The 20361-nt window shown below is 69.9% G+C and carries 18 protein-coding genes and 1 pseudogene; 14 read left to right on the top strand and 5 right to left on the bottom strand.

Translation table 11 applies throughout. The features are described 5' to 3' along the window. Nucleotides 1-83: 83 nt before the first annotated feature. Nucleotides 84-2441: an oxidoreductase gene (locus HBB12_RS04350; RefSeq protein ID WP_236988231.1), complete on the bottom strand. Its 2358-nt coding sequence runs from the start codon at nt 2439-2441 to the stop codon at nt 84-86. A gap of 400 nt (nt 2442-2841) precedes the next feature. Between HBB12_RS04350 and HBB12_RS04345 the strand changes: the two genes are divergently transcribed. The 14 genes and pseudogenes from HBB12_RS04345 (at nt 2842) to HBB12_RS04280 (ending at nt 16104) form a co-directional block, all read left to right on the top strand. Beyond that, the gene (locus HBB12_RS04345) at nt 2842-4041 is read left to right on the top strand and encodes an ABC transporter substrate-binding protein (RefSeq protein ID WP_236988230.1); all 1200 of its coding nucleotides are present in this window, start codon (nt 2842-2844) and stop codon (nt 4039-4041) included. 305 nt (nt 4042-4346) lie between these two features. After that, nucleotides 4347-5270 (top strand): branched-chain amino acid ABC transporter permease, encoded by a 924-nt coding sequence (locus HBB12_RS04340; protein WP_236988229.1) that lies wholly within the window; start codon nt 4347-4349, stop codon nt 5268-5270. Then, a complete protein-coding gene (locus HBB12_RS04335) occupies nt 5267-6256 on the top strand; it encodes a branched-chain amino acid ABC transporter permease (RefSeq protein WP_236988228.1) in 990 nt (329 codons plus the stop codon). The genes HBB12_RS04340 and HBB12_RS04335 overlap by 4 nt, the downstream gene beginning before the upstream one ends. Continuing rightward, complete coding sequence (locus tag HBB12_RS04330; RefSeq protein WP_236988227.1) at nt 6253-7005, top strand: ABC transporter ATP-binding protein; 753 nt, start codon at nt 6253-6255, stop codon at nt 7003-7005. The genes HBB12_RS04335 and HBB12_RS04330 overlap by 4 nt, the downstream gene beginning before the upstream one ends. Next, the gene (locus HBB12_RS04325; RefSeq protein WP_236988226.1) at nt 7005-7700 is read left to right on the top strand and encodes an ABC transporter ATP-binding protein; all 696 of its coding nucleotides are present in this window, start codon (nt 7005-7007) and stop codon (nt 7698-7700) included. Before HBB12_RS04330 ends, HBB12_RS04325 begins: the two co-directional genes overlap by 1 nt. A gap of 24 nt (nt 7701-7724) precedes the next feature. Further along, nucleotides 7725-8183 carry a cupin domain-containing protein gene (locus tag HBB12_RS04320; protein WP_091888912.1) on the top strand — a complete coding sequence of 153 codons (459 nt, stop codon included), beginning with the start codon at nt 7725-7727 and terminating at the stop codon, nt 8181-8183. Between the two features lie 4 nt (nt 8184-8187). Further along, entirely contained in the window at nt 8188-9444 is a 1257-nt protein-coding gene (locus HBB12_RS04315) for a flavin-dependent oxidoreductase (RefSeq protein WP_236988225.1), read from the top strand. Between the two features lie 183 nt (nt 9445-9627). Beyond that, nucleotides 9628-10389, top strand: a complete 762-nt coding sequence (locus HBB12_RS04310) for an SDR family NAD(P)-dependent oxidoreductase (protein ID WP_236988224.1) — start codon at nt 9628-9630, stop codon at nt 10387-10389. After that, nucleotides 10320-10685: pseudogene (locus tag HBB12_RS04305) on the top strand (MarR family transcriptional regulator); the annotation flags it as partial. The gene HBB12_RS04310 and the pseudogene HBB12_RS04305, both read left to right, overlap by 70 nt. A 210-nt stretch (nt 10686-10895) precedes the next feature. Then, nucleotides 10896-11729 (top strand): enoyl-CoA hydratase family protein, encoded by an 834-nt coding sequence (locus HBB12_RS04300; protein ID WP_236992658.1) that lies wholly within the window; start codon nt 10896-10898, stop codon nt 11727-11729. Between the two features lie 195 nt (nt 11730-11924). Beyond that, nucleotides 11925-13070: an acyl-CoA dehydrogenase family protein gene (locus HBB12_RS04295; RefSeq protein ID WP_236988223.1), complete on the top strand. Its 1146-nt coding sequence runs from the start codon at nt 11925-11927 to the stop codon at nt 13068-13070. A 159-nt stretch (nt 13071-13229) separates the two neighbouring features. Further along, nucleotides 13230-14816, top strand: coding sequence for an AMP-binding protein (locus HBB12_RS04290; RefSeq protein WP_236992657.1), 1587 nt, complete (start codon nt 13230-13232; stop codon nt 14814-14816). Further along, nucleotides 14813-15262, top strand: a complete 450-nt coding sequence (locus HBB12_RS04285) for a RidA family protein (protein ID WP_236988222.1) — start codon at nt 14813-14815, stop codon at nt 15260-15262. The genes HBB12_RS04290 and HBB12_RS04285 overlap by 4 nt, the downstream gene beginning before the upstream one ends. Next, nucleotides 15262-16104 (top strand): hormone-sensitive lipase, encoded by an 843-nt coding sequence (locus tag HBB12_RS04280; protein WP_236988221.1) that lies wholly within the window; start codon nt 15262-15264, stop codon nt 16102-16104. Before HBB12_RS04285 ends, HBB12_RS04280 begins: the two co-directional genes overlap by 1 nt. Before the next feature lie 48 nt (nt 16105-16152). Here the strand turns inward: HBB12_RS04280 and HBB12_RS04275 are convergent. The 4 genes from HBB12_RS04275 to pufM form a co-directional block, all read right to left on the bottom strand. Then, a protein-coding gene (locus HBB12_RS04275) for an IS630 family transposase (RefSeq protein ID WP_236987631.1) occupies nt 16153-17234 on the bottom strand; the annotation gives its coding sequence in 2 pieces (ribosomal slippage) (nt 16153-16748 and nt 16748-17234; 1083 coding nt in all). 380 nt (nt 17235-17614) lie between these two features. Next, on the bottom strand, nt 17615-17791 hold the full coding sequence (locus HBB12_RS04270; protein WP_206289885.1) for a hypothetical protein: 177 nt from the start codon (nt 17789-17791) through the stop codon (nt 17615-17617). 523 nt (nt 17792-18314) lie between these two features. Further along, entirely contained in the window at nt 18315-19361 is a 1047-nt protein-coding gene (pufC, locus tag HBB12_RS04265) for a photosynthetic reaction center cytochrome PufC (RefSeq protein WP_236988220.1), read from the bottom strand. Further along, a complete protein-coding gene (pufM, locus tag HBB12_RS04260; RefSeq protein WP_236988219.1) occupies nt 19358-20338 on the bottom strand; it encodes a photosynthetic reaction center subunit M in 981 nt (326 codons plus the stop codon). The genes pufC and pufM overlap by 4 nt, the downstream gene beginning before the upstream one ends. Nucleotides 20339-20361 lie beyond the last annotated feature (23 nt).

Here is a 20361-nt window from a genome sequence, read left to right as displayed (position 1 = left end):
AGCACCGGCGCCGGTCGTCCGGGCAGGGGATGCCCGCTTCGCGAGCGGCGCGGGGCAGCTCCGCCCGGATTCTCGCTTCTGCGTCATTCCGCCCCCACCTGGTGCGGCCGAGGCCGGGCCTTGCGCCGCAGGGCGATCTCCTGCTCGCGGGCCTTCGGCAATTCGCGGTGGGCCTGGTCGCGGCCCGGGCGGTAGGGCTTCGGCCAGGATTGGGTACGGGCATCGTACCAGGCGGAGGCCTGGCGGCAGAAATTCGGGTTCCACAGATGCGGCCGGCCGAGCGCCACGATGTCGGCCCGTCGGGTATGCAGGATGGTGTTGACCTGGCCGGCTTCCGTGATCGCGCCCACCGCCATCACGGCCATCGGCGCCTGGTTGCGGCCACGGTTGCGGATCGCGTCCGCGAACTGGACCTGGAACATCCGGCCGTAGACCGGCTGCTGGTCGGCGACGGTCTGGCCGGCCGAGACGTCGACGAGGTCGCAACCCGCCGCCTGCAGGGCCTCGGCGACCGCGACCGTATCGGCCTCGCTCATGCCGCCCTCGGCCCAGTCGGTGGCGGAGATGCGCACCGACATCGGCCGCTCCGCCGGCCAGGCCGCCCGCATCGCCGAGAAGACCTCGAGCGGGAAGCGCAGGCGGTTCTCGATCGACCCGCCGTAATCGTCGGTGCGGGTGTTGGTCAGCGGCGAGAGGAACGAGGCCATCAGGTAGCCGTGGGCGCAGTGCAGCTCCAGCATGTCGAAGCCGGCCCGCGCCGCCCGCTGCGTCGCCTGGACGAAGTCGTCGCGCACCCGGTCCATCCCGGCCCGGTCGAGTTCCCGCGGCACCTGGCTCACGCCGTCGAGATAGGGCAGGGCCGAGGCCGAGACGATCGGCCAGTTGCCCGCGGGCAGCGGGTGGTCCATCCGCTCCCAGCCGACCTGGGTCGACCCTTTGCGCCCGGCATGGCCGAGCTGCATCACGACCTTGGTGTCGCTATGGGCATGGACGAAAGCGACGATGCGGGCCCATTGCGCCTCGTGCGCGTCGGTCCACAAACCCGGGCAGCCGGGGGTGATGCGGGCCTCCGCCGACGGGCAGGTCATCTCGGTGAAGAGCAGGCCGGGGCCGCCGAGCGCGTGCGAGGTGTAGTGCACGAAGTGCCAGTCGGTGAGGTTGCCGCCCTCGTCGGCCGAGTACTGCGCCATCGGCGCCATCGCGACCCGGTTCGGGATCCGCATCTCGCGTAAACGGAGGCCGGTGAACATCGGCGTCGGCCGGCTCTCCCGGTAATCCTCGCCGGTCTCGGCCTGGAGGCGGGCATAGAACGCGTCGTCGACCGCCGCCACGTAGGCGGGATCGCGCACCACCAGGTTGTCGTAGGTGACGGACTTCGCCCGGCACATCACCACCATGGAGAACTGCTCGGGATCCATGTCCCAGGAGCGGTTCATGTGCTCGAACCAGGCGAGCGACACGTCGGCATTGTGCTGGATGACCTGACACGGCGTGCGGCGTGCCCGGTCATAGGCCGCGAAGGCCGCCGGCACGTCCTCCTCGCCCTTCTCCACCAGGGCATCCGAGAGCGCGATGGCGCATTCCATCGCGAGCTTGGTGCCCGAGCCGATCGAGAAATGCGCCGAGGCCTTGGCGTCGCCGAGCAGCACGATGTTGCCGTGCGACCAGGTCTCGCAGAAGATCCGCGGGAAGCGGCGCCAGGTGGAACGGTTGAGGAGCAGGCCGTGGCCCTGCAATTCCTCGGCGTACATCGCCTCGAGGACCCGGCGCGCGCCCTCCTCGTCGGCCTCGGTGAAGCCGTGGCCCTGCCAACAGGCCTCGTCCATCTCGAACACCCAGGTCGAGCGGCCCGGCTCGTACTGGTAGGTATGGGCGCAGACGATGCCGTGCGGCGTCTCGCGGAAGAAATAGTTGAACTCGTCCATCGGCCGGGTCGAGCCCATCCAGCAGAAGCGGTTCGACTTGATCTCGACCTCGGGCCTGAACGCATCGCGAAAGTGCTCGCGGATGCGCGAGTTGATGCCGTCGCAGGCGACGATGACGTCGGAATCGGGGAAGCGGTCCGTGAGCTGGTCGGGCGGGACGCTCTCGCCGAAATGGAGTTCCACGCCCTCCTCGCGGCAGCGCTCCTGCAGGATCCGGAGCAGCCGCATCCGGCTGACCCCGGCGAAGCCGTTGCCGCCGCAGCGCATGACGCGGCCGTCCTTGTGGATCGCGACGTCGTCCCAGTACGAGAACGCGTCGCGGATGCGGGCGAAGGAGCGGGGATCGCGCGACAGGAACTCGTGCAGGGTCTCGTCGGAGAAGACCACGCCGAAGCCGAACGTGTCGTCGGCCCGGTTCTGCTCGTAGACCTCGACCTGCCAGCCGGGCCGCCGCTTCTTGGTCAGGAGCGCGCAATAGAGCCCGCCGGGTCCGCCGCCGATCACCGTGACGCGCATGGAGGGCTCCTTCTCGTGATGCCGGATTCGCCGATCGAGAAACTTTATACTTGAAATATCCGGACGCAAGGGGGTGCGGCGGCGGAGGGCGCCACCGCCCGGGAAGGCGCGCCGCCATCCCCGGCCGCGATCGTGAGCGCCCGTTCGATTGTTGCGGCGCAACACAAGAAAATGCTTGTTTTTCAGCACTCTGCTTGCCGCATTGCACAAGGTTGCGGCAGGGCTGAAAAATCACCAGGAGGCGGTTGCCAGACGATATTTCATGCGTAAAGTATTCCTCACGAGGCGGGTCGGGATCCGACGAAAGAGCGCCGGTTTCGCTCGACGCACCGACTCGACTTCGGCCGCGCCGCACCGGACAAGTGCCGTCGATGCTCTCGACAGAGAAGGGACACACGGGATGAATCCGATCCGGAACGCCAGCTGCCTCGCGACCGCGCTCCTGGGCACCGCGCTCCTGGGCGCCACGCTGCTGGCCGGCCCCGCCGCCGCGCAAGGAGGCGAGAAGGTCCGGGTCGGGCTGATGTTCACCCTGTCGGGTCCCTCGGCCGTGCTCGGCGAGCAGGGCCGCGACGGCTTCCTGCTGGCCCTCGACACCCTGGGCAAGAAGCTCGGCGGGCTCGACGCCGAGGTGGTGACGGTCGACGACGAGCTGAAGCCGGACGTCGCCACCAACAAGGCGCGGGAGCTGGTCAAGCGCGACAAGGTCGATTTCGTGGTCGGGCCGACCTTCTCCAACGTGCTGCGCGCGGTGGTGCGCCCGGTGACCGACAGTGGCGCCTTCCTGATCTCGCCCAATGCCGGCACGTCGAACTATGCCGGGGCGGAGTGCAACCCGAACCTGTTCGTCTCCTCCTACCAGAACGACCAGGTGCACGAGGTGCTGGGCAAGTACGCGCAGAACAAGGGCTACAAGCGCCTCGTCCTGCTGGCGCCGAACTACCAGGCGGGCAAGGATTCGCTCGCCGGCTTCAAGCATTCGTACAAGGGCGAGGTGGTGAACGAGATGTTCACCCCGCTCGGACAGCTCGACTTCTCGGCGGAACTGGCCCAGATCTCGGCGGCTCAGCCCGACGCGGTCTTCGCCTTCATGCCCGGCGGCATGGGCGTCAACCTGGTGCGCCAGTACCGCCAGGCGGGCCTCAGCACGATCCCGTTCCTCTCCGCCTTCACGGTCGACGAGAGCACCCTGCCGGCCCAGAAGGACGCGGCGGTGGGCTATTTCGGCGGCGCCAACTGGGCGCCCGACCTCGACAATCCGCAATCCAAGGCCTTCGTCGGCGCCTACGAGAAGAAGTACGGCAGCGTGCCGGGCACCTACGCCATGCAGGCCTACGACGCCGCCCTGATGATCGACGCCGCGGTCAAGCGCGCCAAGGGCGACCTCAAGGACAAGGATGCGATCCGCGCCGGCCTCAAGGCCGCCGAGTTCACCTCCCTGCGCGGCAATTTCAAGATCGGCAACAACCACTATCCGATCCAGGATTTCTACCTCGTCAAAGCGGCCAAGCGGGCGGACGGGAAGTATGAGACCCAGATCGCCGAAAAGATCTTTTCGAATTATCAGGACAATTATGCGGCCGAGTGCAAGATGAAGTGACTTTCCTGCTGACGGAAGCCTGACCCTCCACGTCATCCCGGGGCCGCGAAAGCGGAACCCGGGATCCATAACCGCCGAGGTTGCCGGATGATGCGGAACCGTCCCCCCTGTGCTGGCTGCGTCAGCGGTTCTGGATCCCGGGCTCCGCAAGGCTGTCCGGGGAACCGGAGAAGCGCGGGTTCCCCCTCTCCCCGCCCGCGGGGAGAGGGGGAACCCGCGTTCCTCCGGTTCCCCGAACAGCTCTACGGGATGACGCGGAGGGTGGCACGCACCTGTGGGCCAACCCCGCGCGATCGGGTCGTGTGATGCTCAACCTGTTCCTGATCCAGGCGCTGAACGGCGTCCAGCTCGGCATCCTGCTGTTCCTGGTGGCGGCGGGGCTGACGCTGATCTTCGGGGTGATGGACCTCATCAACCTCGCCCACGGCGCGCTCTACATGATCGGCGCCTATCTCGCGGCGACGTTCACCGCCGCCACCGGCAGCTTCGGCCTCGGGCTGCTGCTGGCGCTGCCGGCGACGCTCGCCTTCAGCCTCGCCCTCGAAGTCCTGGTGGTGCGCCACCTCTACGGGCGCGACCACCTCGACCAGGTGCTCGCCACCTTCGGGCTGATCCTGATCCTCAACGAGGGCGTGCGGATCGTCTGGGGCGCTGCCCCGATGAGCGTGCCGGTGCCGGATGCCCTGTCGGGCTCGGTCCATCTCGTCGGCACCCTGCATTACCCGCTCTACCGGGTCGCGATCATCGCCGCCGGCCTCGCCACCGCGCTCGGCCTCCACCTCCTCGTCAACCACACCCGCCTCGGCATGCGGCTGCGGGCCGGCGCCAGCAACGGCCCGATGGTGGCGGCGCTCGGCATCGACATCCGCCGGCTGTTCCTGGTGGTGTTCGGGCTCGGCGCCATGCTGGCGGGCTTCGCCGGCGCGATGGTGGCGCCGATCCTGTCGGTCGATCCCGGCATGGGCGATTCGGTGCTGATCCTCACCTTCGTGGTCATCGTCATCGGCGGGGTCGGCTCGGTGCGGGGCGCCTTCGTGGCCGGCCTCCTCGTCGGTCTCGCCGACCAGCTCGGCCGCACCTTCGGGCCGATCCTGCTGCGCAGCGTCATGGATGCCTCCGCGGCCTCGCAGACCGGGCGGACGCTCGCCCCGATGCTGATCTACATCCTGATGGCGGCCATCCTGTTCTTCCGGCCCTCCGGCCTGTTTCCGGCGCGGGGGGCCCGATGACCGCCCTCGTCGCCCGCGTCACCGCCGAGCCGCCCCGGCGCCGGGCCGCCTTCTCCGGCACGGCCCTCGCCGGGCTGGTCCTGGCGGCGCTCGCCGCCCTGCCGGTCGCGGCGGAGGCCGCCGGCCTGCCCTTCCTGGTCGTCACCGCGACCCGGATGATGATCTTCGGGCTCGCCGCCCTCTCCCTCGACCTCGTCCTCGGCTACGGCGCGATGGTGTCGTTCGGCCACGCCGCCTTCATCGGGCTCGGGGCCTACGCGGTCGGCATCCTCGACGCCCACGGCATCCGCGACTTGGCGATCCAGGCGCCGGTAGCGGCCCTCGTCTGCGCCCTCTTCGCCCTCGTCACCGGGGCGATCTCGCTTCGCACCCGCGGCGTCTACTTCATCATGATCACGCTGGCCTTCGGGCAGATGGCGTACTTCTTCATGGTCTCGCTCGCGCCCTACGGCGGCGACGACGGCTTGCCGCTCTCGGGCCGCTCGACCCTGTTCGGGATGCGGCTGATCGAGGGCGATCCGGCCCTGTTCTACCTCGTGCTGGCTGTGCTGGCGGTCGCGCTGCTGGCGTTGCGCCGCGTCGTCGCCTCGCGCTTCGGCCGGGTGCTGCGCGGCAGCCGCGACAACGCCGTGCGGATGCAGGCGATCGGCTTCTCGCCCCTGCCCTACCGGCTCACCGCCTACGTGATCGCCGGTGCCGTCGCGGGGCTTGCCGGGGTGCTGCTGGCCAACCAGGCCGAGTTCGTCTCGCCGGCCTACATGAGCTGGCAGCGCTCGGGCGAATTGATCGTCATGGTGGTGCTCGGCGGCATGGGCACGCTCATCGGACCGGTCGTCGGGGCGGCCGCCCTGATCGCGCTGGAAGAGGTGCTGGCGCATTACTCCGACCATTGGCGCCTCGGCCTCGGGCTGATGCTGGTCGCGGTGGTGCTGCTGTCCCGCGGCGGCCTCGCCGGGCTCGCGGCGAAGCTCGGGAGGCGCGCGTGACCCCGCTTCTCTCCGTCCGGAACCTCCGGAAATCCTACGGTGCCCTGAGGGTGACCGACGGCGTCAGCCTCGACGTCGCGGCGGGCGAATTGCACGCCATCATCGGCCCGAACGGCGCCGGCAAGACCACGCTGATCCACCAGCTGTCGGGCAGCCTTGCCAGCGATTCCGGCACCGTGCATCTCGCCGGCGAGGACGTGACGGCGCTGCCGATGACGGCGCGGGTGCGGCGGGGCCTCGCCCGCTCGTTCCAGATCACCTCGATCCTCGACGGGTTCTCGGTGCTGGAGAACGTGGCGCTCGCGGTCCAGGCCCGCTCCGGCTCGAGCTTCCGCCTCTTCCGCCCCGCGGCGAGCGAAACCGCGCTCAACGCCGAGGCGCTTGCCGCGCTCGGCCGCGTCGGCCTCGCCGACCGCGCCTCGCGCCGGGCCGGCAGCCTGTCGCATGGCGAGAAGCGCCAGCTCGAACTGGCGGTGGCGCTCGCGACGAAGGCCCGCCTGCTCCTCCTCGACGAGCCGCTCGCCGGCACCGGCCCGGAGGAATCGGCGATCCTGGTCGGGCTGATGCGCGAGCTGAAATCCACCCACACCATCGTGCTGATCGAGCACGACATGGACGCGGTGTTCGCGCTCGCCGACCGGATGAGCGTGCTGGTCTATGGCCGCGTCATCGCCAGCGGCGCGCCCGAGGCGGTCCGCACCGATCCGGCGGTGCGCGCCGCCTATCTCGGCGAGGAGGAGGCGGCCTGATGCTCACCGTCGAGGGACTGGAGAGCGCCTACGGCGATTCCCGCATCCTGTTCGGCATCGACCTGTCGGTGGCGAAGGGTGAGGTGGTGACGTTGCTCGGCCGCAACGGCATGGGCAAGACCACCACGGTCAAATCGATCTTCGGGCTCCTGAAGCCCCGGGCCGGCCGCATCCTGATCGACGGCGAGGACATGGCCGGGCGCCCGTCCCACCTTGTTGCGAGACGGGGCCTCGGGCTGGTGCCGGAGGGGCGCCAGGTCTTCCCGACCCTCTCGGTCGAGGAGAACCTGGTCGCGACCCATCGCGGCGGGCGGGGCGCCAAGTGGAGCCTCGAGGCGGTCTACCGCCTGTTCCCGCGCCTGAAGGAGCGGCGGCGCAACGGCGGCGACCAGCTCTCGGGCGGCGAGCAGCAGATGCTGGCGATCGGCCGGGCGCTGATGACCAACCCGCGCCTCGTCGTCCTCGACGAGGCGACCGAGGGGCTGGCGCCGCTGATCCGCGAGGAGATCTGGGCCTGCCTGCGGGCGATCAAGGACGAGGGCGAGGCGATCCTGGTGATCGACAAGAACGTCGATGCGCTGGCCCGCTTCGCCGACCGCCACGTGGTGATCGAGAAGGGCCGCGTGGTCTGGACCGGCACGAGTGCGGCGCTCCGCGAGGCGCCGGAGGTGAAGGACCGGTTCCTTCATGTGTGAAACATCTGTCGACGGAGTAGGCCCATGACCCCCATGACCGCAGGCATCACCCGCGCCGGTGAAGGCATCGAGGGCGTCCGCTGGAACATCCTCGGGCAGATCTACGTGCCCAAGCAGCATTCCGAGAGCTCGCTGTCCTGGCACGCGACCTTTCCGCCGGGCACCTTCGTGCCGCCGCACATCCACCCGACTCAGGACGAGTTCCTCTACATCCTGCAAGGGCGCCTGACCGCCGTGCTCGACGGGCAGGAGAGCGTGGCCGAGCCGGGCGATACGATCCGGCTGCCGCGGGGCCAGCCGCACGGGCTGTTCAACCGCTCGGACGCCGACGTGAAGTGCGTGTTCTGGGTCTCGCCGGCCCGCCGCCTCTACGACCTGTTCTGGGCCCTGCACAATCTCGGCCCCCAGGCGAATCCGGCCGACGTGGTGGCGATCTCGGCCAAGCACGAGGTCGATTTCCTGCCGCCCCCGGATGCGGAGTGAGGCCATGCGCGTCATCATCGTCGGCGCCGGGATCGGTGGCCTCGCCACCGCCCTGATGCTCCACCGGCGCGGCATCCGCGCCACGATCGTCGAGCAGGCCTCCGAGGTGCGCGAGGTCGGGGTCGGCATCAACACCCTGCCGCACGCGATCCGGGAACTCGCCGAGCTCGACCTGCTGCCGGCCCTCGACCGGGTGGCGATCCGCACGAAGGAACTGGCCTACTACAACCGCCAGGGCCAGGAGGTCTGGCGCGAGCCGCGCGGGATCGATGCGGGCCATCCGGTGCCGCAATTCTCGATCCATCGCGGGCGCTTGCAGGCGGTTCTGTATGACGCGGTGCGCGAGCGGCTGGGTCCCGATGCGGTGAAGACCGGCCTGGCGCTCTCCGGCTTCCTGCAGGACGAGGGCGGGGTCACCGCGCACTTCACCGATTCGCTGAAAGGCGATGCTGGCCGCACCCTGCGGGGCGACGTGCTGATCGCCTGCGACGGCATCCACTCGGTGGTACGGAAGAAATTCTTCCCCGACGAGGGCCCCCCGCGCTGGGACGGGGTGCTGATGTGGCGCGGCGCCACCGAATGGGAGCCTTGGGGCGACGGTCGCACCATGGCGATCGGCGGCGGCATGGGGGCGAAATGCGTCCTCTACCCGATCGCCGAGGCCGAGGGCGGGCGCCAGCTGATGAACTGGGTGGTGTTCGTGAAGATGGCGGATGGACGAGTCTCGCCGCCGCCCAAGGAGAGCTGGTCGCGCCCCGCCCACCGCTCGCAGGTGCTGCCTTACGCCCGTCGCTTCGCCCTGCCGGATTTCGACCTCGCCGCCCTCGTCGAGGCGACGCCGCAGATCTTCGAATACCCGATGTGCGACCGCGATCCGCTGCCGCGCTGGACCCACGGCCGGGTGACGCTGCTCGGCGACGCCGCCCATCCGATGTACCCGGTCGGCTCCAACGGCGCCTCGCAGGCGATCCTCGACGCCCGGGCGCTCGGCGATGCGCTCGCCCGGTCCGAGCATCCGATGCAGGCGCTCTCGTCTTACGAGGCCGAGCGCCGGCCGAAGACCGCCGAGATCGTGATGCTCAACCGCAAGGGCGGGCCGGAGCGGGTGATCGACGAGGTCGAGAAGCGGGCGCCGGCGGGGTTTTCCCGGATCGAGGACGTGCTGAGCCACGCCGAGAGGCAGGCGATCGTCGGCGGCTATGCCGGCAAGGCCGGCTTCGCGGTGGCGGGGAACGTGAGCCCGCTCCGGGTGGCGGTGTAGCTCCTTCCCCTCCCCCCTGTGGGGAGGGGTCATGGGGATCGAAGATCCCACGTGGGGGTGGTGCCGCGTAGAGCGCGCGGTCAATCCGGCGCCACCCCCACCCCTAGCCCCTCCCCACAGGGGGGAGGGGAAAGTGCTCTACGAGAACGACCCACGCCCAAATCCTTTAAGGTTGAAATATCCATGACCCACCTCTCTCCCCGCCACATCCTGGTCACCGGCGCCACCCGCGGCATCGGGCGGGCGATCGCGGCCGGGTTCGTGGCGGCGGGGGAGCGGGTGACGGTGCTCGGCCGCACGCCTTCGAGCGCCGAGCGGGCCAAGGCCGAACTCGGCGCCGCCCAGGCCGTCGCGGCCGACGTCACCGACGCGGCGGCCCTGGAGCGCGCCCTGGCGCAGGCCGCCGAGCAGGCCGGCCCGGTCGCGGTGCTGGTCAACAATGCCGGCGGCGCCGAGACCGCACCGCTCGCCCGCAGCGACGTCGACACCCTGCGCCGGATGATGGCGCTCAACCTCGAACCGGTGCTGGTCGCCGCCCGGGCGGTGGTGCCGGGCATGAAGGCGCAAGGCGGGGGGCGGATCGTCTCGGTCGCCTCCACGGCGGGCCTCAAGGGCTACGCCTATGTGGGGGCCTATTGCGCCGCCAAGCACGCGGTGGTGGGCCTCACCCGGGCGCTGGCGCTGGAACTCGCCGCCACCGGCATCACCGTCAACGCGGTCTGCCCCGGCTTCACCGATACCGACCTCGTCGGCACGGCCATCGACGGGCTGGAGACGAAGACCGGTCGCACCCGCGACGACCTCCTGACCGAGTTCACCCGCCACAACCCGATGGGACGACTGATCCGCCCGGAGGAAGTGGCCGATGCCGTGATGTGGCTTGCGGGCCCGAGCGCCGGGGCCGTGACCGGCCAGGCCATCGCGGTGGCGGGAGGCGAGCTGTGAACGCCCCCCTCGACATCCCCTCGGAGCTTCCGACCCACCGCACCGAGTTGCGGCTGTGGCTGCGCCTGCTCACCACCGCCAACACCATCGAGGCGGAGATCCGCCGCCGCCTGCGCGACCGGTTCGACACCACCCTGCCCCGCTTCGACATGATGGCGCAGCTGGAGCGCGCGCCGGACGGGCTCCAGCTCGGGGAATTGTCGCGCCGGATGATGGTGTCGAACGGCAACGTCACCGGCCTCGTCGAGCGGCTGGCGCAGGAGGAGCTGATCGACCGCCAGGTCTCCGAGGCCGACCGCCGCGCGGTGCAGGTGCGGCTCACGCGCCAAGGCCGCGCGGTCTTCGCCGAGATGGCCCGGGCCCATGCCGACTGGATCGCCGAGCTCGTCGGCGCCCTCGATCCGACCGAGCAGGACGCCCTGTCGACCCAGCTCTCCGCCCTCAAGGCCTCGGTGCGGCCGGGGGGCACTCCTACGAAACCCAGACAAAAACGCCAGGGAGGCACCATGAGGCGCCAGAACGCCATCGCGGCCCCGCTCGACACCTTCACGCCGCAGCATTTCGGCTTCGCGATCGAGGGCGGCATCGCGACCGTGACGCTCAACCGGCCAGAGAAGAAGAACCCGCTCACCTTCGAGAGCTACGCCGAACTGCGCGACACCTTCCGGGCCCTGCGCTTCGAGGAGAGCGTGACGGCGGTGGTGATCACCGGGGCCGGCGGCAACTTTTCGAGCGGCGGCGACGTGTTCGAGATCATCGAGCCGCTGACCGCCATGGGCGCGGCCGACCTCCACGCCTTCACGACGATGACCGGCGACCTCGTCAAGGAGATGCGCGCCTGCCCGCAGCCGGTCGTGGCGGCGGTCGAGGGCGTCTGCGCGGGAGCCGGCGCGATCATCGCCATGGCCTCCGACCTGCGGGTGGCCGCGGCCGGCGCCAAGGTGGCGTTCCTGTTCAACAAGGTGGGCTTGGCCGGCTGCGACATGGGCGCCTGCGCGATCCTGCCCCGGATCATCGGCCAGGGCCGGGCCTCGGAGCTTCTCTATACCGGCCGCTTCATGAGCGCCGAGGAAGGCGAGCGCTGGGGCTTCTTCAACCGCCTGGTCCCGGCGGGCGAAGCGCTGGCGGCGGCCCGCGAGACCGCCCGCGCACTCACGCAGGGCCCGGCCTACGCCAACGGCCTGACCAAGCGGATGCTGCACATGGAATGGGCGATGGGGGTGGATGCCGCCATCGACGCCGAGGCGATGGCCCAGGCGCTCTGCATGAAGACCCAGGATTTCCGCCGTGCCTTCGAGGCCTTCGCCGGCAAGTCCAAGCCGGTCTTCGAGGGGAATTGAGCCCATGGCCCTCGGAATCCCGCCCTGTCCCACCCTCGACCTCATCCTGAGGTGCCCACGCAGTGGGCCTCGAAGGAGGGCTCCGGACATCGCTGTGGTCCCTGGAGGCCTCCTTCGAGGTCAGTCGATCGACGATCGACTGACACCTCAGGATGAGGTTGTGGGTGTGAAGAACCAAGTGAAAGGGCTTTGACCATGCCCGATCGCAGCTTCCTCGACTGGCCGTTCTTCGAGCCCCGCCACCGCGACCTCGCGGCGGAGGCCGACGACTGGGCCGCCCGCACGGTGCCCGACCTCGTCGACCACCACGACGTCGACGGCTCGTGCCGGCGCCTCGTCGCGGCTCTCGGCGAGGCGGGGTTCCTGCACTACGCCGCTCCCGAGGACGGGCGGTTCGACGTGCGGGCGCTCTGCCTCCTGCGCGAGACCTTCGCGCGCCATGACGGGCTGGCCGATTTCGCCTTCGCCATGCAGGGGCTCGGCACCGGGGCGCTGACGCTCGCCGGCTCGCCGGCGCAGCGCGAGGCGGTGCTGCCGGGAGTGCGGGCGGGCCGCCGCATCGCCGCCTTCGCGCTGACCGAGCCGGAGGCCGGCTCGGACGTCGCCCAGATCGCGCTCGCGGCGACGCCGATGCCCGACGGCACGGTGCGGCTTACCGGCGAGAAGACCTGGATCTCGAATGGCGGCATCGCCGACCAGTACGTCGTCTTTGCCCGCAGCGGCGAGGGGCCCGGCGCGCGCGGCCTCTCGGCCTACCTCGTGCCGGCGGACACGCCCGGCCTGGGAATCGCGGAGCGGCTCGACACCATCGCCCCCCACCCGCTCGCCCGGCTGCGCTTCGAGGATTGCCGGGTGCCGGCGGAGAACCGCATCGGCGAGTCCGGGGCCGGGTTCAAGGTCGCGATGGCGACGCTCGACGTCTTTCGCTCCACCGTCGGCGCCGCGGCGCTCGGCTTCGCCCGCCGGGCCCTCGACGCGTCCCTGGCGCGCACGCAATCCCGAAAGCTGTTCGGGGCGCCGCTCGCCGCGATGCAGCTGACCCAGACCAGCCTCGCCGAGATGGCGACGGCGATCGATTCCGCGGCGCTCCACGTCTACCGCGCCGCCTGGACCCGGGATTCCGGGGCGCCGCGCATCACCCGCGAGGCCGCGATGGCCAAGATGGTGGCGACGGAAGCGGCCCAGGAGGTGATCGACCGGGCGGTGCAGCTTCATGGCGGCGAGGGCGTCCGCTCCGGCTCGGTGCCGGAGACGCTCTACCGCGAGATCCGGGCGCTGCGGATCTACGAGGGCGCGACCGAGGTCCAGAAGCTCGTCATCGCCCGCCAGATTCTCGCCTGAGAGGAGGTTCGTCCGATGGAGGCTGCCGTGCAGAACGCCCCTATGCCGGAGATCCCGGCCGTCGCGCATCCCGCCGGGACGGGGTCCCGCCCCGGCGGGAGCCCGTGGGCCCGGCAGCCCGACACCTTCGTGCGGGACAACCTGCCCCCGCCGGACCGGATGCCGGACTTCGTCAACCTCGACCGGCTCGGCTACCCCGAGCACCTGAACGCCACGGTCGAGCTGGTCGACCGGCACGTCTTGGAGGGGCGCGGCGACCGGGTGGCCCTCGTCGGCCCGGACGTGACCTGGACCTATGCCGAGCTGGCACGCCAGATCGACCGGATGGCGAACGTCCTCGTCGATCGGCTCGGCCTCGTTCCGGGCGGGCGGGTCCTGCTGCGCTCGGCCAACAACCCGACCAAGGTCGCGCTCTACCTCGCCATCATCAAGGCCGGCGGGATCGTGGTGGCGACGATGCCGCTGCTTCGCGCCCGTGAACTGACCCAGATCCTCGACAAGGCCCGCATCCCGCTGGCGTTGTGCGATGCCGGCCTGATCGACGAGATGGCGAAGGCGGTCGATGGGCGCGCCGATCCGGTCCGGGTCGTCACCTGGCGCGGCACCGCCGGGGGTGAACTCGGTGACCTGCTCGACAAGGCGGGCGACCGGTTCGAGCCGCCCGCGACCCGGGCCGACGATCCCTGCCTGCTCGGCTTCACCTCCGGCACCACCGGCCTGCCGAAGGCGACGATCCACTACCACCGCGACCTCCTGGTGATCTGCGACTGTTACGGGAGCGAGGTCCTGCGGGCGACCGAGGACGACGTGTTCATCGGCTCGCCGCCGCTCGCCTTCACCTTCGGCCTCGGCGGGCTGGTGCTGTTCCCCTTCCGGGTCGGCGCCCGGGCGGTGCTGCTCGAGAAGGCGGGACCGGCCGACCTCGCGGCAGGAATCGAGCGCCATCGCGCCACGGTGCTGTTCACCGCGCCGACCGCCTACCGGGTGATGCTGGGGCTGATCGGCCAGCACGACCTGTCGTCATTGCGAAAGTGCGTCTCGGCCGGCGAGACCCTGCCGGCGCCGACCTGGCACGCCTGGTTGAAGGCGACCGGGATCAAGCTGATGGACGGCATCGGCGCGACCGAGATGCTGCACATCTTCATCGCCTCGCCCGAGGACGAGATCCGGCCCGGCGCCACGGGACGGCCGGTGCCGGGCTACGAGGCGCGGGTGATCGACGAGGCCGGCCGGCCCTGCCCGCCCGGGTTGCCGGGACGGCTCGCGGTGCGCGGGCCGATCGGCTGCCGCTACCTCGCCGACGAGCGCCAGACCGTTTACGTCCAGGACGGCTGGAACGTCACCGGCGACACCTACCTCCAGGATGAGGACGGCTATTTCTGGTTCCAGGCCCGCAACGACGACATGATCGTCTCGGCCGGCTACAACATCGCCGGCCCCGAGGTGGAGGCGAGCCTGCTCGCCCATCCGGCGGTGGCGGAAGTCGGCGTCGTCGCCGCGCCCTGCCCCGAGCGCGGCCGCATCGTCGCTGCCTACGTGGTGCTGAATCCGGGATTCGCCGGCGACGACGCGCTGACCAAGGCGCTGCAGGACCACGTCAAGAACGACCTCGCCCCCTACAAGTACCCGCGGGCGGTGCATTACGTGCCGAGCCTGCCCAAGACCGAATCCGGCAAGCTGCAACGCTTCGCCCTGCGCCGGCAGGCCGAGGCACAAGCCGCGGCAATCCAGGGAGAGACCGCATGACCGCCAGCCCGATCCCGCTCCACCCCGGGAGCACCGCCGAGACCCCTGCCCTCTCCACCCTCCAGCCCCCCGGCTGGAAGAAGCCGCGGGGCTACGCCAACGGCATGGCCGGCCGCGGCACCGTGGTGATGACCGGCGGCCTGATCGGCTGGGACGAGAACGAGGTCCTGGCCGAGGGCTTCATCCCGCAGGTCGAGCAAACCTTACGCAACATCCTCGCCGTGCTGGCCGAGGCCGGGGCCGGGCCGGAGCACATCGCCCGGCTCACCTGGTACGTGCGCAGCGTCGACACCTACCGCGCCGCGCTGCCCGATCTCGGGCCGGTCTATCGCCGGGTGATGGGGCGCCACTTCCCCGCCATGGCGCTGGTCGGCGTCGCGGATCTCGTCGAGCCCGGCGCGCTGGTCGAGATCGAGGCGACCGCGATCGTGCCGGACGCCGCGTGATGCAGGCGACCAGCTGGACCCCCGGCGGCGCGGTCGGCGACATCGACCGCGCCTACGACAATCTCGGGGCGATCCCGGATGCCAAGGCCTATCCGCCGCGCTGGATCGAGGCCGCCGCGGCCTTTCGCGACCGGCTCGCGGCGCAAGGCCGCGCGCGGCTCGGGCTGCCCTACGGGGCGGGCCCCCGCCACGCCTACGACCTGTTCCTGCCGGAAGGGGCGCCCGCCGGCCTCGCGGTGTTCGTCCATGGCGGCTATTGGAAGGCGTTCGACCGCTCGGTCTGGTCCCACCTCGCCGCCGGGCCGCTGGCCCACGGCTTCGCCGTCGCCCTGCCGAGCTACACGCTCTGCCCGGAGGCGCGCATCGCCGGCATCACCGCCGAGATCGCGGCCTTCCTCGACCGGGTAAGCACCGAGGTCGCGGGGCCGATCCATCTGTCGGGCCATTCCGCCGGCGGCCATCTCGTCACCCGGATGCTCTGCAGCGATGTCGCGCTCGCCAGCGCCGATCGCCTCGCCCGCGTCGTCTCGATCAGCGGCGTCCACGACCTGCGCCCGCTCCTCGCGACGCAGATGAACCAGGTCCTGCACCTCGATGCCGAGGAGGCGCGGGCCGAGAGCCCGGTGCTGCACGCGCCGCGCCCGGGGGCCCGGCTGATCGCCGTCGCCGGCGGAGACGAATTGCCGGAATTCCGGCGCCAGAACCTCCTGTTGCCGACGATGTGGCACGGGCTCGGGGCCGAGACGCGGGCCTGCGAGATCGCGGGAACGCATCATCTGAGCGTCATCGCGGGTCTGGCCGAGGCGCAGAGCGATCTGACCCGGATGCTGGTCGGCGCTTGAGCCCGGGTACCGCCTGCTTCATTGGCACGACACATCATACCAACGGCCCTAAACTTTGACCTTCGCCCAGTCGCGCGCTGTGATTGAGGTCACGAGGTCCGGGTTGTTGGCGAAGAAGTTCCAGGCGTCGCAGCAAGCCTCGACGATCTGCCTGTAGTCACGGAACACCCGATTGGCGAGCTTGTTCTGGCGCACGTATTGCCAGACCAGTTCCATCGGGTTCAGCTCCGGCGAGGACGCCGGCAGATGCAACAGCGTGATGTTGTCCGGCACCGCCAGGCCACGCGGTCGGCGTGTCTTGGCGGTGCCGTGATAGCCGGCCCCGTCCAGCACCAGGATCGCGTGTGCGCCCTCGGCCACCTGCTTGCTGATCTCGGCCAAGTGCAGCGACATCATCGCGGTGTTGACCGTCGGCAGCACCAAGGCCGCGCTGGTCGCGCGCGCCGGGCAGGCCGCGCCGAACACGTACGCCCACTTGTAGCGTTGGTCGCGGGGCGCCCGCGGGCGCGTGCCCTTGCGCGCCCAGACCCGCGTCAGCGTGCCCTGCTGGCCGACGCGCGCCTCGTCCTGAAACCAGATCTCGAGCGGCTTGGCGCGGACGGGTTCGGGCAGGACCTCTGCCACGCGCGCGGCGAAGTTTTTTTAAATGCTTCCTGGATCTCCTCGTCGGCCTTGGGATGCTGCGGGCGCACCGAAAGCCGCACGAAGCCAAGCTCCGCCAGGTGCTTGCCAACGGTGCGCTCGTGCATCTCGACCCCGAACAGATCCTTGATCCGCGCCTGAAGGTCGACCCGGCGCCAGCGCACCACGCCATCGGTGTCGACGTCCGGCCCCGCCTCGACCAGCGCGGCCAACTGCTGCTTCTGGTCGGTCGTCAGCTTGGCGGCCCGGCCTGGCGCCTTGCGGTCGCTCAGACCTTCAAGCCCCTCGGCGTTGTAGCGGTGGACCCAATCGCGCAGGGTCTGGCGGTCCATGCCGCAGGAGCGGGCCGCCGTGGTGCGATCGGCACCCTCCAGCACCAGCGCGAGCGCCAGCATGCGACGCGCCGCCGGAATGCTCGGCGCCTTGGACGATGCTGCGCGCAACGCCTCAGCGCTCAGATCCGTGCGGGTGATGGCGATCCCGGTCATGGCACGCTCTCCTGATCCGTGAACCGAATCAGAACTGGAACCCGCGCGCAACACGCCGAGTCAGCCTCACCGGCCGTTGGTATCAATAGTCTCCGCGTCATTCCGGGGCCGCGAAAGCGGAGCCCGGAATCCAGAAACCCTGGTGGACAAAGATAAAGCGGAACGCGATCCGCCCTTTTTGGCGCCCTCCGCGGCTCTGGATTCCGGGCTCCGCTGCGCGGCCCCGGAATGACGCGGAGGGTGTCAAATCTGCAGGACCAAGTCACACAGATTCCGGAGCCCGCCGAAACCAGCACTTGCCTGCAAACGCCGATGCGAAACGAGTCGGTTCACGCACCCGACCCGGCGCGTGACACCAAGATCGACGCGCCCCGCGGCCCTCACCGCGGATCCACCCCCTGGTGCGGCCGCGGCGTGCCGCCGTGGTGGTCGGTGAAGCTCGAGCGCTCGCCGGTCTCCTTGGCGCGCTGGACGCGCATCCGCTGCCAGATCAGGAACAGGATGACCAGCGCGAAGGTCGTGAAGGCGAGCATGTAGATCAGGCCGGAATCGCCCATGGCCGTTGCCTCCGAAGTTTGCCCTGGACCGGGCGGGGGTTGACGGGCGCACGGGCGAAAGACCGCCGTCGCACGTATCCATCCAACTCCGCGAGTCCTTGATCCCGCCGATGCGGCAAATCGTCATGAGATGATCCGAAGTCTGCGCGCAACCCGGGATGCCGGAAATACATGCCGGTTGCAGGCAATCGATTGCGCGTCATCGGTCTGTGCGGTCTATGGCGGGGCCTTCGGAGGGGCGCCCGCCTCTCCCACGCACGGCCTCATCCTGAGGTGCGACCGAAGGGAGCCTCGAAGGAGGGCTCCAGGGATCGCGGAGCCTGCTGGAGGCCTCCTTCGAGGTCAGTCGATTTTCAATCGACTAACACCTCAGAATGAGGTCGAGGGTGAGAGAGCTTGACCTCAAAGCTTGGCCTATGCGTCCCTCAGTGTCCATCGCGTACCGGTATCGGTGCGTCGGACGTGACGAGGCCCCGGTTCCTCGCGAAACCGGGGCCTCGTCGGGTGATCCTGATGGCAGCCCCTACTTCGCCGCCGGCATCGGCCCTCCGGCCAATTCGGGGTAATCCTTGAGCATCTGGGCGCCGTTGAGGGGCTTCGACAGGCCCTGGTGGCAGGTGGTGCAATTGGCCTTCGGCGGATCGCCCTCCGGTCCGAGCCGGGCCTCGGGCAGGACCGGCGTCAGCGGCGTGATGTAGTTGCCGTTGATGTCGCGCACCATCCGGATGCCGTGCCAGGCGGTGACGCGCTTCGGGGTGCTCTCCTCCCAGGACGAGAAGGCGCGGCTGTTGTGGCAGAAGGTGCAGTTGACGCCGAGGCCCTCCGCCATGTGGATCATCAGGGCGTAGGTCTTCTCCGTCGTCTGGAGCGGTTTCGACGGGCTGGTGGGCAGGGCGGTCTTCGCCGCGACCCGGATGGCGTTCTGGTCGATGGTCTGATCGTCGAGCAGGCCCTGGAACGGATCGACGTTGAGCGAGGTCAGGCCGGCCTCCGGGGCCGGATGGTTCTGGCCGTTGGCGCGGGCGGCGAAGCCCTGCGCGTGGGGCGGTCCGGGATTGTCGTGCCAGACCGCCTTCGGCACCGGGTTGCCGCGGTGGCAGGTGTAGCAGGTCACGCCGGTCTCGCCGACGTGGTTCTTCCAGTCGGCGTTGATGTGCCGGACCATCCGGAGCATCGAGCGCGCCACGGTCTTGGCGTAGACGCTGTCGTCGGCCATGTTCTCGACGTTGTGGCAATAGGCGCAGCCCTGCTCGGGGGCGACCCATTCGGTGATCGAGGCCATCACGCGGTTGAACTGGTCGGTCGAGAGGTCGGTCAGCACCTTGACGTTCTGGTAGGTCTGCGTGGCGGGTTCGCCGCCCGGCGGCACGGGATCCTGGGGCGCCGGCGCGACGTTCTCCTCGAGCTTGACCGCGAGGGTGCGGGGATTCTGCACCTGCACCATGCCGGTGCCGCGGAATCCGGTCTGCTCGGAGCGGACCGGGGGCCGGGACCAGCCCGCGGTGCCGAACATCGCGCCGGTGAGCAGGACCGCCACCACGACGCCGAGGATTTGGAGCGCGATCTTCATGGCGTGCCTCCCGGGCTGGCGAGCGGATCCACCACCGGGCCGTAGATCTGCGGGTAATGCGGCGCGACGCCGTGCTTGACCGCCCAGAGGTACCAGTTGTCGACGACCGTGCCGGTGAGCAGGATGCCGATGCCGCCGGTGAGCGTGGTGAGGAAGGCGAACCACCACAGCCAGCGGTGGACCGATTCCATCGTGGCGTTGAAGCCCATGGTCCAGCGCCAGAACAGGGCGGCGCGCTCGGTCGCGGTGCCGCGATCGACGATCTGCTCGATCTCACGCTCGCCGCCGTAGCGGCTCACCGCCAGGATGGTGGCGCCGTGCATGGCAAACAGCATCGTCGATCCGTACAGGAAGACGATCGAGAGCATGTGGAACGGGTTGTAGAACAGGTTGCCGTAGCGCAGCGAGAACGCCGCGGTCCAATCGAGATGCGGGAAGATGCCGAACGGTACCGCCTCGCTCCAGCTCCCCATCAGGATCGGCCGGATGAAGCCGAGCACCAGGTAGAGCCAGATCGCCGAGGCGAAGGCCCAGGGCACGTGGTAGCCCATGCCCAGCGCCTGGGCGCGGCGGAACAGGCGGACCCACCACAGCAGGATCGAGGCGGTGAGGAAGAAGCCGGCGATCAGCCACCAGCCGCCCTCGGCGAGCGGCGGCAGGATCGTGAGCCCGTATTCCGGTCGAGGCGGCTCGAGGGCGAGCCAGGGCAACTGGCGGATGAACTGGATCGGATCCCAGTTCACCGAGGCCCACATGTTCAGCCCGATGATCTCGATGGCGATGAAGCCGCAGGCCAGCGACATCGTGCCGAGAGTACCGAGATAGATCGGGCCGATCTGGGCGTTGCCGACGAGACCGGCGAGATAGCTGAAGCCGCCCTTGCCGGCACGATTGTCGATCTCCGGAATCTCGACCCCGGCCTCGGGGTGGAGCGGATGGACCTGAACCTGGGTGTAGATGTTCTGGTAATACCCCATGGCGGCGGATGCCTTCTGAAGGG

Source organism: Methylobacterium sp. SyP6R (assembly GCF_019216885.1).
GTDB lineage: Bacteria > Pseudomonadota > Alphaproteobacteria > Rhizobiales > Beijerinckiaceae > Methylobacterium.
Note: the sequence above shows the minus strand (reverse complement) of the source record. Positions and strands in the feature narration are given on the sequence as shown.

Coding starts and splice junctions, on each gene's coding strand:
- HBB12_RS04270 (WP_206289885.1), bottom strand. CDS start 17,791: ATGGGCGATTCCGGCCTGATCTACATGCTCGCCTTCACGACCTTCGCG.
- HBB12_RS04325 (WP_236988226.1), top strand. CDS start 7,005: ATGCTCACCGTCGAGGGACTGGAGAGCGCCTACGGCGATTCCCGCATC.
- HBB12_RS04350 (WP_236988231.1), bottom strand. CDS start 2,441: ATGCGCGTCACGGTGATCGGCGGCGGACCCGGCGGGCTCTATTGCGCG.
- HBB12_RS04335 (WP_236988228.1), top strand. CDS start 5,267: ATGACCGCCCTCGTCGCCCGCGTCACCGCCGAGCCGCCCCGGCGCCGG.
- HBB12_RS04315 (WP_236988225.1), top strand. CDS start 8,188: ATGCGCGTCATCATCGTCGGCGCCGGGATCGGTGGCCTCGCCACCGCC.
- HBB12_RS04280 (WP_236988221.1), top strand. CDS start 15,262: ATGCAGGCGACCAGCTGGACCCCCGGCGGCGCGGTCGGCGACATCGAC.
- HBB12_RS04345 (WP_236988230.1), top strand. CDS start 2,842: ATGAATCCGATCCGGAACGCCAGCTGCCTCGCGACCGCGCTCCTGGGC.
- HBB12_RS04295 (WP_236988223.1), top strand. CDS start 11,925: ATGCCCGATCGCAGCTTCCTCGACTGGCCGTTCTTCGAGCCCCGCCAC.
- pufM (WP_236988219.1), bottom strand. CDS start 20,338: ATGGGGTATTACCAGAACATCTACACCCAGGTTCAGGTCCATCCGCTC.
- HBB12_RS04320 (WP_091888912.1), top strand. CDS start 7,725: ATGACCCCCATGACCGCAGGCATCACCCGCGCCGGTGAAGGCATCGAG.
- HBB12_RS04340 (WP_236988229.1), top strand. CDS start 4,347: ATGCTCAACCTGTTCCTGATCCAGGCGCTGAACGGCGTCCAGCTCGGC.
- HBB12_RS04310 (WP_236988224.1), top strand. CDS start 9,628: ATGACCCACCTCTCTCCCCGCCACATCCTGGTCACCGGCGCCACCCGC.
- HBB12_RS04285 (WP_236988222.1), top strand. CDS start 14,813: ATGACCGCCAGCCCGATCCCGCTCCACCCCGGGAGCACCGCCGAGACC.
- HBB12_RS04300 (WP_236992658.1), top strand. CDS start 10,896: ATGAGGCGCCAGAACGCCATCGCGGCCCCGCTCGACACCTTCACGCCG.
- pufC (WP_236988220.1), bottom strand. CDS start 19,361: ATGAAGATCGCGCTCCAAATCCTCGGCGTCGTGGTGGCGGTCCTGCTC.
- HBB12_RS04290 (WP_236992657.1), top strand. CDS start 13,230: ATGCCGGACTTCGTCAACCTCGACCGGCTCGGCTACCCCGAGCACCTG.